14 protein-coding genes are annotated in these 15057 nt (G+C 65.1%); 4 read left to right on the forward strand and 10 right to left on the reverse strand.

What is annotated here, in order from left to right:
• Positions 1–4: 4 nt before the first annotated feature.
• On the reverse strand, positions 5–859 hold the full coding sequence (locus J8F10_RS35195) for a sugar phosphate nucleotidyltransferase (protein ID WP_210662619.1): 855 nt from the start codon (positions 857–859) through the stop codon (positions 5–7).
• Between the two features lie 185 nt (positions 860–1044).
• Between J8F10_RS35195 and J8F10_RS35200 the strand changes: the two genes are divergently transcribed.
• Positions 1045–1383 carry a hypothetical protein gene (locus tag J8F10_RS35200; RefSeq protein ID WP_210663725.1) on the forward strand — a complete coding sequence of 113 codons (339 nt, stop codon included), beginning with the start codon at positions 1045–1047 and terminating at the stop codon, positions 1381–1383.
• A 391-nt stretch (positions 1384–1774) separates the two neighbouring features.
• Here the strand turns inward: J8F10_RS35200 and J8F10_RS35205 are convergent, their stop codons facing one another.
• Entirely contained in the window at positions 1775–2209 is a 435-nt protein-coding gene (locus J8F10_RS35205; protein WP_210662620.1) for a winged helix-turn-helix transcriptional regulator, read from the reverse strand.
• Between the two features lie 260 nt (positions 2210–2469).
• On the opposite strand from J8F10_RS35205, the gene J8F10_RS35210 reads away from it, so the two are divergent.
• A complete protein-coding gene (locus J8F10_RS35210) occupies positions 2470–6507 on the forward strand; it encodes a hypothetical protein (RefSeq protein ID WP_210662621.1) in 4038 nt (1345 codons plus the stop codon).
• A 146-nt stretch (positions 6508–6653) separates the two neighbouring features.
• On the opposite strand, the gene J8F10_RS35215 is transcribed toward J8F10_RS35210, so the two are convergent.
• From J8F10_RS35215 to J8F10_RS35225, 3 genes are all read right to left on the reverse strand, one after another.
• Positions 6654–7442 (reverse strand): hypothetical protein, encoded by a 789-nt coding sequence (locus tag J8F10_RS35215; RefSeq protein ID WP_210662622.1) that lies wholly within the window; start codon positions 7440–7442, stop codon positions 6654–6656.
• 280 nt (positions 7443–7722) lie between these two features.
• Positions 7723–8199, reverse strand: a complete 477-nt coding sequence (locus J8F10_RS35220) for a hypothetical protein (protein WP_210662625.1) — start codon at positions 8197–8199, stop codon at positions 7723–7725.
• Positions 8200–8344: 145 nt separating this feature from the next.
• Entirely contained in the window at positions 8345–8557 is a 213-nt protein-coding gene (locus tag J8F10_RS35225; RefSeq protein ID WP_210663775.1) for a hypothetical protein, read from the reverse strand.
• A 125-nt stretch (positions 8558–8682) separates the two neighbouring features.
• Here J8F10_RS35225 and J8F10_RS35230 point away from each other — a divergent pair, with 125 nt between their 5' ends.
• Complete coding sequence (locus tag J8F10_RS35230) at positions 8683–9621, forward strand: hypothetical protein (protein WP_210662627.1); 939 nt, start codon at positions 8683–8685, stop codon at positions 9619–9621.
• Between the two features lie 25 nt (positions 9622–9646).
• Here the strand turns inward: J8F10_RS35230 and J8F10_RS35235 are convergent, their stop codons facing one another.
• Entirely contained in the window at positions 9647–11035 is a 1389-nt protein-coding gene (locus J8F10_RS35235; protein ID WP_210662629.1) for a hypothetical protein, read from the reverse strand.
• A 117-nt stretch (positions 11036–11152) separates the two neighbouring features.
• Here J8F10_RS35235 and J8F10_RS35240 point away from each other — a divergent pair, with 117 nt between their 5' ends.
• Positions 11153–12457, forward strand: a complete 1305-nt coding sequence (locus J8F10_RS35240) for an aminotransferase class V-fold PLP-dependent enzyme (protein ID WP_210662631.1) — start codon at positions 11153–11155, stop codon at positions 12455–12457.
• Between the two features lie 42 nt (positions 12458–12499).
• Here the strand turns inward: J8F10_RS35240 and J8F10_RS35245 are convergent, their stop codons facing one another.
• The 4 genes from J8F10_RS35245 to thiS are packed head-to-tail and all read right to left on the reverse strand — an operon-like array spanning position 12500 to position 14921.
• Positions 12500–12796 (reverse strand): hypothetical protein, encoded by a 297-nt coding sequence (locus tag J8F10_RS35245; protein WP_210662633.1) that lies wholly within the window; start codon positions 12794–12796, stop codon positions 12500–12502.
• A gap of 47 nt (positions 12797–12843) precedes the next feature.
• The gene (locus tag J8F10_RS35250; RefSeq protein ID WP_210662635.1) at positions 12844–13230 is read right to left on the reverse strand and encodes a hypothetical protein; all 387 of its coding nucleotides are present in this window, start codon (positions 13228–13230) and stop codon (positions 12844–12846) included.
• Positions 13231–13269: 39 nt separating this feature from the next.
• Entirely contained in the window at positions 13270–13866 is a 597-nt protein-coding gene (locus tag J8F10_RS35255; RefSeq protein WP_210662638.1) for a Uma2 family endonuclease, read from the reverse strand.
• Positions 13867–13877: 11 nt separating this feature from the next.
• Positions 13878–14921, reverse strand: a complete 1044-nt coding sequence (thiS, locus tag J8F10_RS35260) for a sulfur carrier protein ThiS (protein ID WP_210662640.1) — start codon at positions 14919–14921, stop codon at positions 13878–13880.
• Between the last annotated feature and the right edge of the window lie 136 nt (positions 14922–15057).

Consider the following 15057-nt stretch of genomic DNA (forward strand, 5'->3'; position numbering starts at 1 on the left):
TCCATCATTCGGCGGCGCCGTTCCGCTGGGCGAGGAGTTCGACGATTTGGGCCAGGATCTTCTCGCGGTCCACACCGTCGAGGGCCAGCGCGAGTTGGGCCGTGAGCAGCCCGTACTTCAGTCCAATGTTGTGTCGCTGACCGGCCACTTCGAGTGCGAGGTAACGCTCGCGTCGGGCGAGTTCAGCGAGTGTGGACGACAGATCGAGCGGGCGCCCGCCGCGGTCCAGTGCCGCTTGTTCAGCGAGGATGTCCATCACCAGCGGTGTGAACACGTGAATGCCGAAGAAGCACAAATAGAAGCCGGCCCGCACCCCGGGCACGGAGAGCACCTGTTCGGCCTCGCTGGGCGTGGGTTTTTCGAGAACGTGCTGAATTTCGTAGAGATCCGGGCGCAGCGCGACCCGGCGCCCGCCCACGGTCCCGTAGAACCGCAGCACGCTCTCGCGCGTGGGCTGCACCGCCGACACCGCGCACCCTTCCGCCCGCGCCAGGTCCGCCACTTGCCGCGCGGACCGCGTCGCGCCGCGAGCCACATACAGGTGGTCGCTGACGAGGTGAAGGAACGGCTGGCCCGCGGTAAACGCGCGCGCGAGCAGCACCGCGTGCCCGTAGCCGAGCGGTTCGGGCTGCGTGACGAAGGTGAGTAGCGGCGCGTGTGGCCCGGCCGCGGCTCGGTAGACCGATTCATCACCCGGGGCGATCACCAGACAGACGGCCTCGGCCCCGGCACCTACGACTTCGTCGAGGACGATCTCCAGCGCCTTTTTCTCGACGCCGTCCCGATCGACCAGCGTTTGAACGGGCAACGCGCGCTGCCCGCGCCCGGCGGTAGTAATGACCGCCCTGGTGATTTTCATCGTACCGCACTCGCCGAATGAGGAAACGCCCGCGACGGGTAGGAATAGGCAATGAGAACCGAGAAAGGAAGGGCCGCGCCGGGCGGTCGCATAACGGGCCGCGTCACGCACGTTATGCGGGCACCTGTTGAACCGTCCGCCCCCGCGCTGCGTACTGGAACCGTCGCGCCTCACGAGGGCATCCGATGGGCGAACTGCGGCCGGCAAACGTGATCGCGTTCGGGTTGTTGGGGCTGTTCGTAGCGGCGCTCGTTGTGACCGGAATTGTCAAGGCCCGGCGCGGGGGCGAGCACGCCAACCGCGAGGAGGAGCGCCGCCCGCGCTCGATGGCGGCCGAGGGTGATCCGGCCCTCACGGACTGGTTCCGAAACATGGACCGGAACACCGACGGGAAGCTCACGCGAGCCGAATTCATCGGGACCAATGAGCAGTTCAAGCGGATCGACACGGACGGCAACGGCGAAATCTCGCCCGCCGAAGCCCGCGCCGCGGACGACTGGTTCCGCCACCTCGTGCCCAACTGATACGGGCATTGCGAACCATTCTCGCTTACCGCATTCGTGCGCACGATCCGCTCGCTCCGCGAGCCTTTGCCCCGGCGCTTGCATCGGCCAGCGGTCCGGGTATCGTGTGAACCTGTTCTCGTGGTCGGTTTAGCTCGCTGCGTTGCAGCGGGACGATGTTGCGTCGTCCGAGCAGATTGTGCCCTTACGACACGAGGATCGCTTTTTCCGGCCCGCTTGGGGTTCCGTTCAAACTAACGTTGGAACAGCCGGCCCCAACCCCGCCCGTCGGGGTTGTGTTCAAACGCCAGTTTAAACGGAACCCCGGCGGGCCGGTGAGCGCTCCGCGTTCCGGGTCGGAAGTAAACGCCACGGGAACACGGCCCGATTCCGGCGGAACACGGACGTTCCGCTACTCCACGGGCGCTGGCGCGGGCACCAGTTGCACGTCGGCCAAATCGAGCTTGCGCCCGTCTTCCGATCGCAGTTCTAGCTGAACGCGCTTTCCCTTCTTGCGGTCCACGAGCGCGAACTCGGACTCCCCGCACCCCCACTGCCCCAGTGCGACCAACACGAGCAGTAGCCCCCTCCCCTTCTCCGTAAGCACGTACTCCTTGTATGCACTCCCGTCGGACGCGGGGACCATTTCCAGCACCCCGTCGGCGACCAGTTTCTTGAGCCGCACCGTGAGGATGTTCTTCGCCACACCCAGGCTCGTCTGGAACTCCCCGAACCGCTTCTTCCCGGTAAACGCATCCCGCACAATCAACAGCGCCCACCAGTCGCCCACCGTGTCCAACGACCGCGCAATCGGGCACTCCTCCTTCGCGAAACTCGTGCGTTTCATGGCTCCCTCCGAATATTCCGAGCTGGTTGCAAGATGCAACCACACTTTCAGTATACCTCGTTAAGTTGCAAATCGCAACCACTAACGAGGAAAGAAGCCATGACCGCCTTTAACCTGTTGCGTCCTGCCGGGCGTAGGGCCGCATTTTACCCAGTCTAAACGGCCATACTTTTTCGTTCGGATACTCTTGACAGCGTGATGGGGCCGGGTATAGCCGCCGGTTCTCTGCGCTATCCGCGGATTATCGGGGGGAGTTCCGCATGGACGCGGTCGATACACCGGTTCCAGGTCGCTATCCGCACCGCCGCGCTCGCCGCGCGGCGCTCCGGGCACTCGTGATGTTCCTGCCGCTCGCGTGCGTACTCACGCTGTGCGCGGTGGTCGCCTACGCCAACCAGCCGCCCGCGGTCAGCGCGCCCAAGTCGGCGGTACTCCCGGCCGCCGGGGACGGTACCCGCGACCCCAAGAACCCCGAGTGGTCCACGGACCCGGCCGACCCGTTCCCGATGCCCCCGGAACTCGCCAACGTCGAGCTGATGAAGCAGACGCACGAAGAGGCCTACGCCAAGTCCGCCGGGTGCATGGTGTGCCACAAGGGGGTCGGCGACCCGCACGGCAAGGACACGCTCCGCATCGGCTGCACCGACTGCCACGGCGGGGACGCCTCGTGTACCGACAAGAACAAGGCGCACGTCCTGCCGAAGATGCCCCAGTTCTGGACCAGCACCGCCAACCCGGTGCGGTCCTACACGCTGCTCAACAACGAATCGCCCGCGTTCGTCCGGTTCATCAACCCCGGCGATTTCCGCATCGCGCACATCAGTTGCGGTACCAGCGGGTGCCACCCCAAAGAGGTGCAAACGAACCGCAAGCAGATCATGAACACGGGCTGCATGTTGCTCGGGGCCGCGGCGTACAACAACGGCACGCTCCCGGTGAAGCGCTCGATCATCGGCGAGGCCTACGGCATGAACGGCGCCCCGCTGATGCTCAAAACGTACCCGCCGCCCACGCCGGAAGAAGAGAAGCGCGGGGTGGTGGCCCAACTCGTGCCGCTCCCGCGGTTCGAGATGAGCCAGCCCGGTAACGTGCTGCGGATCTTCGAGCCGGGCGGCCGGTTCCTGCCCGAAATCGGCATCCCGGAAATGAAAGACGAGCCGGGGCGCACGCGCGTCCGGCTCAGCCTCCGCGGGCTGGGCACCAGCAACCGGACCGACCCCGTGCTCGTGAGCGCGAACAAGACGCGCCTCTTCGACCCCACGCTGAACTTCCTGGGCACCAACGACAACCCCGGCGACTACCGCAGCAGCGGGTGCTCGGCGTGCCACGTGGCCTACGCGAACGACCGGTCCCCGGTCCACTCCGGGCCGTTCGCCAAGTACGGCAACCGCGGGACCAGTTTCAGCGACGACCCGACCATTCCGAAGAACGAACCGGGCCACCCGATCGAGCACAAGTTCACCAACTCGATCCCGACCAGCCAGTGCATGGTGTGCCACATCCACCCCGGCACCACGGTCATGAACAGTTACATCGGGTACATGTGGTACGACGAGGAGTCGGACGGGAAACACATGTACCCGGCGAAGCAGAAGAACCCGACGTCGGAAGAACTGATCCGCTCGATGCTGCGGAACCCGAACGAGTCCGCGGCGCGCGGGCACCTGTCCGATCCGCAGTTCACCGCGGACCTCGTGAACCTGAACCCGCACTTATCGAAGAACCACTTCGCGGACTTTCACAGCCACGGCTGGGCGTTCCGCGCGGTGTTCAAGAAGGACAAGAAGGGCAACTACATCGACCACGCCGGCGGGTTCGTCGGTCCGCCCACCGCGGAGAAGATGGCCGCGGGCGTCGACTGGCCGAACCAGGCCCGCAAGTTCCACCAGGACACGAAGTTCCCGGACCCGAAGACCGGCTCGCAGGCCGCTCGGGAAGCCGAAACCAAGCTCAACGACTCGTGTCGCGCCGGGAAGCCCGTTCACATGATGGACATCCACATGGAGAAGGGGATGCACTGCGTGGACTGCCACTTCTCGCAGGACATGCACGGCAACAACCGGCTCCACATGGAGGTGCGGGCCGCGATCGAGATCCAGTGCGTGGACTGCCACGGCACCGCGGGCACCCACGCCACGCTGAAGACGTCCGGCCCCGCGAGCTACACCTCCGCGCCCGACGGGAAGGGGCGGAACCTGCTCGCCATGAAGACGCCGTTCGGCACACCGCGGTTCGAGATCCGCGAGGCCCCGGACGGCACCAAGCGCTATTTCCAGAACTCCAGTGTCGAGAAGGGACTGCAGTGGGAACTGGTGCAGACGAAGGACACCATTACAAAGGGCCACGCTCGGTACAACGAGAAGGCCGCGCTTGCGAAGACCGTCCGCGTCGATAAGGCCAGCGGCAAAATGGTGTGGGGCGACTTGCCCGCCGACGGCGCGAGCTGTGCCCACTCCAACGACAACATGAGCTGCATGACGTGCCACTCGGCCTGGAACCCGAGCTGCTTCGGGTGCCACTTACCGCAGCGGGCCAACATGAAGATGCCGACGCTCCACGCGGACGGGGGCGTGCAGCGGAACTACACCGCGTACAACTTCCAGACGCTGCGGGACTGCACGTACATGCTCGCCCGCGACGGCGACGTGACGGGCAACAAGATCAACCCGGCCCGGTCCAGTTGCGCGATCCACGTGGGGTCGCACAACGGGAACCGCGAGGGGATCTACGTACAGCAGCCGACGATCTCGGCCGAGGGCTTCGGCGGCATCGCGTTCAGCACGAACGTGCCGCACACGGTCCGCGGGCGCGGGGTGGGCGAGACCAAGCAGTGCAGCGACTGCCACCTCTCGAAGAAGAACGACAACAACGCGTGGATGGCCCAGTTGCTCATGCACGGCACCGGGTTCATGAACTTCGTCGGCAAGTACGCCTGGGTCGGGGCCGGCGAGGAGGGACTGTTCGCGGTGCAGGTGACGGAAAGCACCGAGCCCCAAGCGGTGTTCGGCAGCGACATGCACTACTACGCCTACCCGGACAACTACAAGAAGCACGCCGAGAAGGGCGGGCTCTTGAAGAACGCGCACGAGCACCCGGGGCGCGACATCGCGACCGGTGCGAGCCGGCCGTTCAAGAAGTCCGAGGTGCTGATGGTGCAGAACCGCGGGGAGTACCTGTACGCCGCGTGCGGCGAGGGCGGGGTCCGCGTGTTCGACATCGCGTTCATCGACGACAAGGCGTTCGCCGAGCGCATCACGACCGCGCCGGTCTCGCCGGTCGGCCAGAAGTTCTACCTCGATACGAAGTACGCGACCTACGTCGCGGCCCCGACGACGGTGCCGGTGGACCCGACCCGCACGCACATGGAGGGCAACAAGGAACAGAAGGTCCACCCGCTGTTCGGGTACCTCTACGTCTGCGACAAGTACGAGGGGCTGATCCTGACCGGGGCCGCGACCACCATCGACGGCAACCCGGTGAACAACTTCTTGAAGAAGGAAGTGTGCTTCAACCCGGACGGGCTCCTGTACGACGCCAAGCACGCGGTGGTCCACGGGCACTACGTTTACGTGTCGTGCGCCGCGGGCCTCGTGGTGATCGACATTGATGACCCGAAGAAGCCGAAGGTGACCTCGGTCATCGGCGAGAAGCACGTGAAGCACCCGCACATGGTCGCGACGCAGTTCCGCTACGCCTACGTGTGCGACGAGGAGGGCGTGAAGGTTCTGGACATCACCGACCCGGCCAAGCCCGTTCCGAAGTCGATGATCCGGCTCCCGGAAGCGCACAGCGTCTACCTGGCCCGCACCTACGCCTACGTTGCGGCCGGTTCGCGGGGGCTGGTGATCCTCGACATCCAGAACGCCGAGGAGCCGAAGGTCGATCAGGTGTACAGCGCCGGCGGGCACATCAACGACGCCCACGATGTGAAACTCGGCATCACGTACAACAGCCTGTTCGCGTACATCGCGGACGGGAAGAACGGGATGCGGATCGTTCAACTGATGTCGCCGGAAACGCCGGGGTACGAGGGCTTCGGGCCGCGCCCGACCCCGCGCCTGGTGGCGACGTACCGGTTGCCGCACGGCGGGCACATCAAGAGCGTGGCCCGCGGACTCGACCGCGACCGCGCGGTGGACGAGAACGGGAACCAGATCGGGGTGTTCGGCCGGGTGGGTGCGCGCCCACTGAACGACCAGGAACAACGAAAAATGTACCTGCGCGACGGAGTGCCGTGGTTCGTGAGCGACAACCCGAAGGAACCAGGGATGTACGAAGAGCGCCGAAGTAAGAAATAAGACACGGGGGTTCCACCCTGTGCTACGGACGACGGCCCCTCCGGGGCGAAGACAAGGAAGCCCCTGTTCTTCGCCCCGGAGGGGCCGTCGTCCGTAGCACAGGGTGGAACCCCCGTGTCTTCATTCAACCTGTGATTTCATTCGACTTACTTCGGGCTCACATCGAACTCGGTCGGCTTCACTTCGGTCGTCGGGCCGGTGATCTCGATCGGCTCGCCGGCGCGCCCCTTGGCCCCGCCGCGGACGCCGTTCTCGTGCCAGTACACGATGCGGAACTTCCCGGCCGGGGCGTTCTTGATCTCGAACTTCCCGTCCTCGTCGGTGATCGCGTAGTACGGGTGGTCGAAGATGCGGACGTAACCCGTCATCCAGCCGTGAATGGTACATTTGTACTGGATCGGGGTGTTTTCCTTCACCAGCGGGTCGGGGAGCTTCCACTCCTCTTGCTTCGGGACGGTCTTGTTGTGGGTGCCGTTGTTGGCGGTGTCCCAGAAGAAGTTGTGCGCGACCGGGGCGGAGTTCTTCACCACGAGCTTGTCACCGACGCGGGCCACCGAGACGCGCGGGCCGAACATGCAGCACGGCTGGTCGATGACCAGTTCGCCGGGCTTCCGCTTCGCGTCGTCCGGGTGAATCTTGTCCTTCGGGAACTCGGCCTTCAGATCCGTGTCGTCGGGGCGCAGGAACACCACCACGTTCTTGATGCCCTTGCTCTTCGGGTTCACGAGGACGGACTCGTCGAGCAGGTCGCCCTTGCTGGTGCAGTGCTCCTTGTCCTGGGTGACGTTGAGCGTCGCGCGCTTCGGCAGCTCCTTGTCCTTCGGGAACACCACTTGGCCCTTGATCGTCGCCCATTTTTCTTGAGCGTTCGCGGCGCTCCCGGGGCCGATGAACACGGCCGCGGCGAACAGCGCGGAAAAGACGAACCGTTGCATCAGGAGCAACTCCAGATTGGGAAAGGGGAATTGGGCGGGGACGGCGGGAACCTATCTTGCCTATTGTTCTGCGGAAGTGTCCAGACGGCAACCGGGGGCGCGAGTTTGGCGCCCGGTATTTCGCTCGCGTTTCGGGAACCGCGGCACGAATCCGGGTTCCTGGCCAGTTACCGGACTCGTTGCAGAATAGCGGCCGCTTGGCTATTTGGGCGGCATGGCGGGTTCCGAGAAACTGGTCAGTTCATTGCACTCAAAAACACAGCCCCGGTGCCGCACACCGTCAGGCCGTAACGGTGGTGCTGCCCGCAACGCCCCCCTCGCGGCGAATGAAGGCGGGGAACCGGACGAGCGCGATTGCAATGCTGACGCCAAGCGCTACCGCGCACACGCCCGTCATGGGGACAGCAAGCGATAGCCAATGGCCCGGCCCGCCCGCGACGAGTGGGCCCGACATGACCCCAAAGGGAATGATCGTCATCGCAATCAGCTCGGTAAACACCAACCGGTACCGCACCTCCACGTGCGTCGGTTGGCGGACGACCTCGATCCGCCCCCACCCGATCGGCCCGAGCAAGTTCGACCGCGGTACGCGCCGAAACATCCCTCCGACGAAAACGACCGCCCCAGGTTCCCGGCGCACCTCTTTCGCACGAACCTCTCGGAGCGCGCGGGCCAGTCGGTCGAGAATCCTCTCGGGGTCGTGCCCGGGGCGCAGTTGCAAACGAATGGTCCCGGTCCGACTCAGTGGTAACGTCATCACCTGCCCCAGTTCCTGACAACTCAAAAGCCCGTGCAACTTGTGCGATCGCGCCGACTTCGAGAATCATTTTGGTCATCGATTTGAGGCGGCACAAGTGCGCCGCGCGTGTTATACGGCTCGCGCGCGAACAGAACGCACCCCGCTACTCTTTGCCCAGCACCAAGTCCACGACCCAGCACCCACGGACGTGCGGCCCCGGACCGCGGACGTGCTCCAGTACATCGGCGCTATCACAGCCGGCGTCCTGAAGTGCGTCGGCCAGGATCGGCGGTCGCGCTAAACTCGCGGTCCGTGTACATTTCCCGGGCCAGTACAAGCCGCGTGCAAGCCCCGGGGCGTCCCATCGCGCGGCCACCGTTGCGGTTCCGGGCCGCCAGCACACGCTTTCCGCGCACCTCGACCGGAACGCGAGTGGCTTGCGCGTGCGCGCCCCGTTACACTGTGGAGAACGTCCATCCCTTTTCATCACGGAGTGCCCCCGTGGGTCTGCTCAAGATCAAGTGCCCGGAGTGCAACGCCGGGCTGAAATCGGCCGCCGGATTCACGGTCGGACAAACGGTGTGCTGCCCCAAATGCGAAACGTACTTCGCGGTCGAAGAACCCGAAGCGAAATTCGAGGAAGTCATAACCAAGCCCGCGACGGGAAAGAGCGCAGGCACGACGGCCGGGAAAAAGGCCGTCCGCGCCGCCGCCGTGGACGATGACGACGAGGAAGACGAGAAACCCCGGAAGAAGAAACGGAAGCGCGACGACGACGATGATGAAGAGGGCGAGCACTCGTATAAGAACTCGCCGATCCGATTCGTAATCCTCGGCGTCCTCATCGTCGTCATGCTCGTGCTCGCCTACTTCCTCTACGATAAGAAGCGCAAGGAAAACAAGGACAGCGAGGTCACCACCAAGGGCAATACTTCACTCGACGGCGGCGAAGTCCCTCTCATCAACCCTCGAATGAATAACCCGAACGGCGTCCCACCGATCCAGCCGATCCGACCCGGCTTGGGAGGAGCGAACCCCGGACCAGCGGTGCCGCCCAAAGCCGGCGGGGCGGGTGCGGGCGCCGGTCCCATCGGCGATTTCGCAGTGGGGGGAACGCCGACCGCTCTCGCACAAGTACAAGCGCTCACGAAGAAACACACGGCCGCGCTACTGGGCGCGTGGACCGCGGATCTGGGGGGCGGGGCGACAGAGGAAATCTCTTACAAAGCCGACGGGACGTTCACCGCGAAGATGCTCGGCCCGAACGCACAGACCGCGACCGGAAAATACACGGTGAAAGCCATCGTGGGCACGAAGGGCCTGAAGATCCAGCTCGAAGCCGGCGAGAGCCCGCGCACGATTACGGTCACCTTCGATGGCGACGAGCTCGAGCACCCCAGCCTGCAACCCGGCGTGACAGCGACCTTCCGTAAGAAATAGGCCCGTGCCCCGGGCGGTACCGGGGCTATTTCGCCAGGGGGGGCTCGTCGCCCGGCTTCACGATCGTGATCCGGAGCGCCGGGCGCTGGCCCCGAACCGATTTCGTGCCGGGCACCACGGGCGCCCCCGCACCGAACGCGACCTTTGCGGCCGGCGCAGAGGGTTGGGGCGCAGCCGTCCGCGTTTGCATCTCGGCCAGCTTCGCTTCGGCCTTCGCCTTTTCTGCTTTCAATTTCACCGGATCGAGCCACGCGGTCTGGTTGGTCGGCGGTTCTCCCTCCCCGGTCGCCGGGGGAATCGGCGCGTGCTCCGAACTCAGTGCGGGCATCATCGCCGTGGGCGCGCTCGCCATCGCGTCGCCATCGAGTGCGAAAACGTCCCCCGCGGCAACCGGGGGGCCGGGCACCAGTCCGTCGAAGTCGAACACCTTCGCGTAGTCGATCGTTTTGACCGGCGCCGGCGGCTCGGACGGAATGACCTCGGCGTCGATTACTTCCGCTTCGATCACTTCCGCTTCGATCACTTCGGCGTCAATCACTTCGGCTTCGATCACTTCCGCTTCGACCACTTCGGCAGGGATCGGTTCGCGTGCGGCTTTCCACTTCGCGACGATCCGCTCCTGGAGCCGCAAAATACCGCTCACGCTCTTGATGTGCAGTCGGGAGCACTTTTGCCGGGCGCTCTGGAGCTGGTTCATGAACTTGCCGGTCCACCCCTTTGCGTAATCGGGGGGCGGTTCGGCCACCAACTTGTCTTCGAGGATGAAGTCCCCGAGGTCGGCGCACTCCTCAAAATACGTCAGCGCCGGCAGGTCGGTCTCGCGCGCCTCCTTGACGATTCCCTTGAGGGCCTTCCACGAATCCCGGAGCACCCGGACCACGTCATCAACGAACTCCGGGCCGAGGTCGATTTCGTCACGCTCGTTCTTCGCGTGGGCGGCGAGGTAGGCGTCCGCCTTCGTGAACGCGGCCCGGACCTTCTGGTAGAACCGCTGGACCTCCAACTGGAGCCGGTACCGCTCGACCAGTTCCTCCCGCAACTTCTTGTCCACCCGGTTGGCCATCTGCACGTGGAGCAGGTACACGCGCCGGTCGAACGACTCGAACCACTCCCGGTTCTCGGCCCGCTGCTGCTCCACGGTCTCGATCTGGCGCTTCAGTTTGGGCGACGCGCGCCCGACGCCGCTCGCCCGCAGGTTCTGCACCTCGTCGTACAACTCGTCGTGCTCCACCGCGCGCCGCGCGCACCCGTCGTACAGCTTATCGAGCACCTTTTCCATGCGCTCGTCGGCCCACGGGCTCTCGCGCGCGGTGCGGTTGAGTTCGGCCAGGTCGCCGAGTTCGAGCGCGCGCGTCCCGTAGGCGCCCTGGTACTCGTCGGGCGGGAGGTCTTCGGTCTCGCGGTCTTTCGGCATGGCGCCCGACGGCTCGCGCCGCCCTGTGTAAGGGGAATCGGTATGTATTCTTAGACGATGGCGGGGCTGAAGGCGTCTGTCAACCCCGCGGGAACAATGTGGCGCGCGGAGTGCGGAATGCGCAACGAAAGTCAGCAACCCCCGAACCCGAGCGCGGCCCCCAATTGGGGCGCGGCCCGCGCCCGGATCGTCCTCGATCCGACCGTCACAATGCTCAACACCGGTTCGTTCGGGCCGCTCCCGCGCCCGGTGTTCGACCACGCCACCGCGCTACGGTTGCGGCTCGCGGCCGGGCCGACGGACTTCTTCGTCCGACAAGCCCCACCACTATTATGGGAGGCGCGCGAGCGCACCGCGGCGTTCCTCGGCACGAAACCGCACCGGCTCGTCTTCACCACGAACGTGTCCGCGGCGATCAACTTGGTCGCGTCCGGGCTTCGGTTGAACGCGCCCGGCGAGATCCTGATGTCGGACCACGAGTACGGCGCGATGATCTGGTGCTGGGAGCGCGTCGCGCAGCGCCAGGGGCTCACGATCCGCACGTTCCCGCTCCCCACGATGGCAACCGACCCCGGTGCGATCGTCGAGGCCGCAACAAAAGCCATGTCCGCGCGCACGCGACTGCTGTTCTTCAGCCACGTCCTGTCGCCGACGGGCCTAGTTCTCCCGGCCCAGGAACTGTGTGCAGAAGCCCGGAAGCGCGGAATTATGACGGTCGTAGACGGCGCGCACGCGCCCGTTTACATCCCGCTCAACGTGTCCGACGTGAACGCGGACTTCTACACCGCGAACCTGCACAAGTGGCTACTCGCGCCGAGCGGCGCGGGGTTCCTGGTGATCGGCCCCGGCAACGAGGACCGCTTGCAACCACTCCACGTGAGTTGGGGATACTATGCGGACAAATACCCCCTTGGAGCGGCCGTGAAGCCCGGCTCGGCGGGCGACAGGCCGCGAGACACGACGAACGAGCTAAGGCCGTCCGCTGGCCCGGACGCGCGCGACAATTACGGCAGTACCCCGCGCACCCGGTTCCTGGAGTTTGAAGGCACGCGCGACATCTGCCCGTGGCTCGCGGTGCCCACTGCGATCGACTTCCAGGCCGAACTCGGATTCGACGCCGTGCGCGGGCGCATCGCGGAACTGGCAGAGTACACGCGCAAGGTGATCGGCGGCACCGGCCTGCCGCTCGCGACCCCGACCACCCCGGGAATGTGCGGCGCGATGACTGCGTTTGAACTACCGCCCGGTCTCAGTGCCCCGGCGCTGCGAAAGGAGTTCTGGGCGCGGCGCGTGGAAATCCCCGTGATCGAGCGCCCGAACCGCTCGCTGGTCCGCGTGAGCCACCACTTCTACACGACCGAGGGCGAAATCGACCGACTGGCGGAAGTGCTACCCGAAGTCCTGGCCGCGAGCCGGGGGTGAGTTGCGCGACAGCGAATGAGGCTCCCGAACAGGTGAGGAGCCTCATTTGTAGAGCGTGAAGAACCGAAACACTTTCGGGTACTCGGCACGCGGCTTGAACGCGATCGCGACCTCTTGCCCGTCGAGCGCCGATTCAGTGATTACGACGTGTTCCGGCTCCTCTTTCGCCCTCTCGAACTCCGCATCACTGACGCGGCACACCGTCTTGTAAAACGGCCCGGCCAGCCACTCTTTCACTTCGGGCGTGTCTGCAAAGCGCAGATACGCGGCGAGCGAGGCATGCGCCGCAGAGAGTACCGCGAACCCGACCGGCACCGATTCGCGGACAAGGATGTACATTCTGAATTTCGGAGGAGCGGGCACTTCGTCGGGCATAAGAAGCAGCCTCACGATGACTCGAAGCCGTAAGCGGAGAGTTGGGCAAAGTTCAACTCGAATTCTTCGTCGTCTGCGAGGTGCATGACCACGAGTCGCAACCGTCGAATTTCCGTTTCCAGCTCGAATATCCGCTCACAGATTTTGCGGATCTCTTCCATCTGCTCACTGGAGATTTCGGACTCGGAATGCAACGGGGTGCCGTCTTCGGGGTTGCGATACCGAACCCGTCCGCCTATCGCACGGACGAGGTACGACCGGACCAATGCCCGATCTTGAAGGAACGTTTCAAGCGCGCTGTCGCGACGCGCCAAACGCGACCGGAGTTGATCCAACCGCGCGCTTGCAGCGGCTTTGATCTCGCGCCCCGTCTTCTTGAATCGAACGCCCTTGGCCATTCGTCCCTCTCCCTCTCGCGGCATTTTGCTCATCTTCACTCACGGCTGCACCGGCGGGTTGACCGGAGGCGTGGGTGGTTGCAGGAAGAGTTCGGAGAGCGGCAGCGCGAAGCCGGGCAGCACCGGGCCGCCGTCGAGCGTATCGACACGTGTCAATCGGCGCACCCGGCTCGCGGACTCGTAGACGTAGAACCGCTCCTGCCGCGGGTAGACGACCCACACGAGGGTCACGCCCGCCTGCAAATATTCGTCCACCTTCGTTTCGATCTCGTCACCCGTATCGTTGGGACTGACCACCTCAACGCACAGGTCCGGCAAGACGTCCCAGGCGTTCGTGTCCGGCATCGGTTGGTACTTCGACCACCGCGTGTACGACACGAACGCAACGTCCGGTCTCCGGTTCCGGTCCTTCTTGGAGGGCGACTTGAACAGGACTTCCGCGTAAGCCTCGCCGAGATCCTGGGCAACTCCGTAGTTGCTCAGGTGGCGGAGCAAGCGAGAGGCCAGAACCTGAGAGTCGACACTCATGGGCGGCAGCTCCACGTGTACGCCGTCAACGATCTCGTAGTGGTCGCGATCCTCAAAGGCGTCGCGCACCAGTTTCGGCAACGGCATCAGCACTTCGGCGGTACTCATGGCGGCTCCCCTTACTTGCTTCCACTACCGGCAATCATACCCTCGGTCGGGCTGCTCGCGTTAGCGTAGAGGCGCTTCGGGATGCGCCCGGCCAGGTACGCGAGGCGCCCGGCGTCGGTCGCGTAGCGCATCGCCCAGGCCATTCGCAGCGGATCCTTCGCGCTGGCGATCGCGGTGTTCAGCAGCACGCCGTCGCACCCGAGTTCCATCGCGGCGCTCACGTCGCTCGCGGTGCCCACGCCCGCGTCCACGATTACGGGGTAGTCCGGGTCGTTCTCCTTCAGATACTCCAGGCAGATGCGAATGTTGTTCGGGTTCAGAATCCCCTGCCCGCTCCCGATCGGGCTCCCGGCCGGCATCACGCTCGCCGCGCCCGCTTCCTTCAGGCGCTTCGCGAGCACCGGGTCGTCGCTCGTGTAAACCAGCACCGTGAACCCGTCCTTCACGAGCTGCTCGGTCGCCTTCAGCGTGTCGACCGGGTCCGGGAGCAGCGTGCGCTTGTCCGCGAGGCACTCCAGTTTCACCCAGTCCGCACCGGGGTTCTCCAAGTTAGTGAGCAGTTCGCGGGCGAGCCGGGCGTGGCGGATCGCATCGTCCGCACTGAAGCACCCGGCCGTGTTCGGCAGGATCGTGAGCCGCTTCAGGTCGAGGAAGTCCAGGATGCTCTTGCCGTCCTTGTCGATGAGCCGCTCGCGGCGCACCGCGACGGTCGTCACGTCGCACCCGCTCGCGTCCATGCACTGCTGCATGAGCGGGTACGATGTGTACTTCCCGGTGCCGGTGAACAAGCGCGACGAGAAGACGAACTTCCCGACCTTCAGCGGCTTGTCAGACGGCGGTTCGACCGCACCCGACCCGCCGCCGACGAGGGTGACGATCTCCACCGCGTCGCCCTCTCGGAGCGCGCGGGCGGGGTGGTCGGTGCGGGGTACGACAGCGCGGTTCACCTCGACCGCGAGCTTCTTCGCGTCCTTGCCAAGATGATTGAGCAGGTCCGCGACGGTGAGGGGATCGGGGAACGTCTTCGGCTCGTCGTTGACGGTGATCTTCGGCATGATTGCGGCTCCGTTCTCGGTGTGGGTAACATACCGGAAAACGGTTCCCAAAACCGCCCACACAGTGTCCGGGGTTTCAACCCCCGGGTCGTTTGGTACAACAGACCGTACCGTGACGCAATTCGCAGCCCCGGTG

Source organism: Gemmata palustris, from assembly GCF_017939745.1.
Classification (GTDB): domain Bacteria; phylum Planctomycetota; class Planctomycetia; order Gemmatales; family Gemmataceae; genus Gemmata; species Gemmata palustris.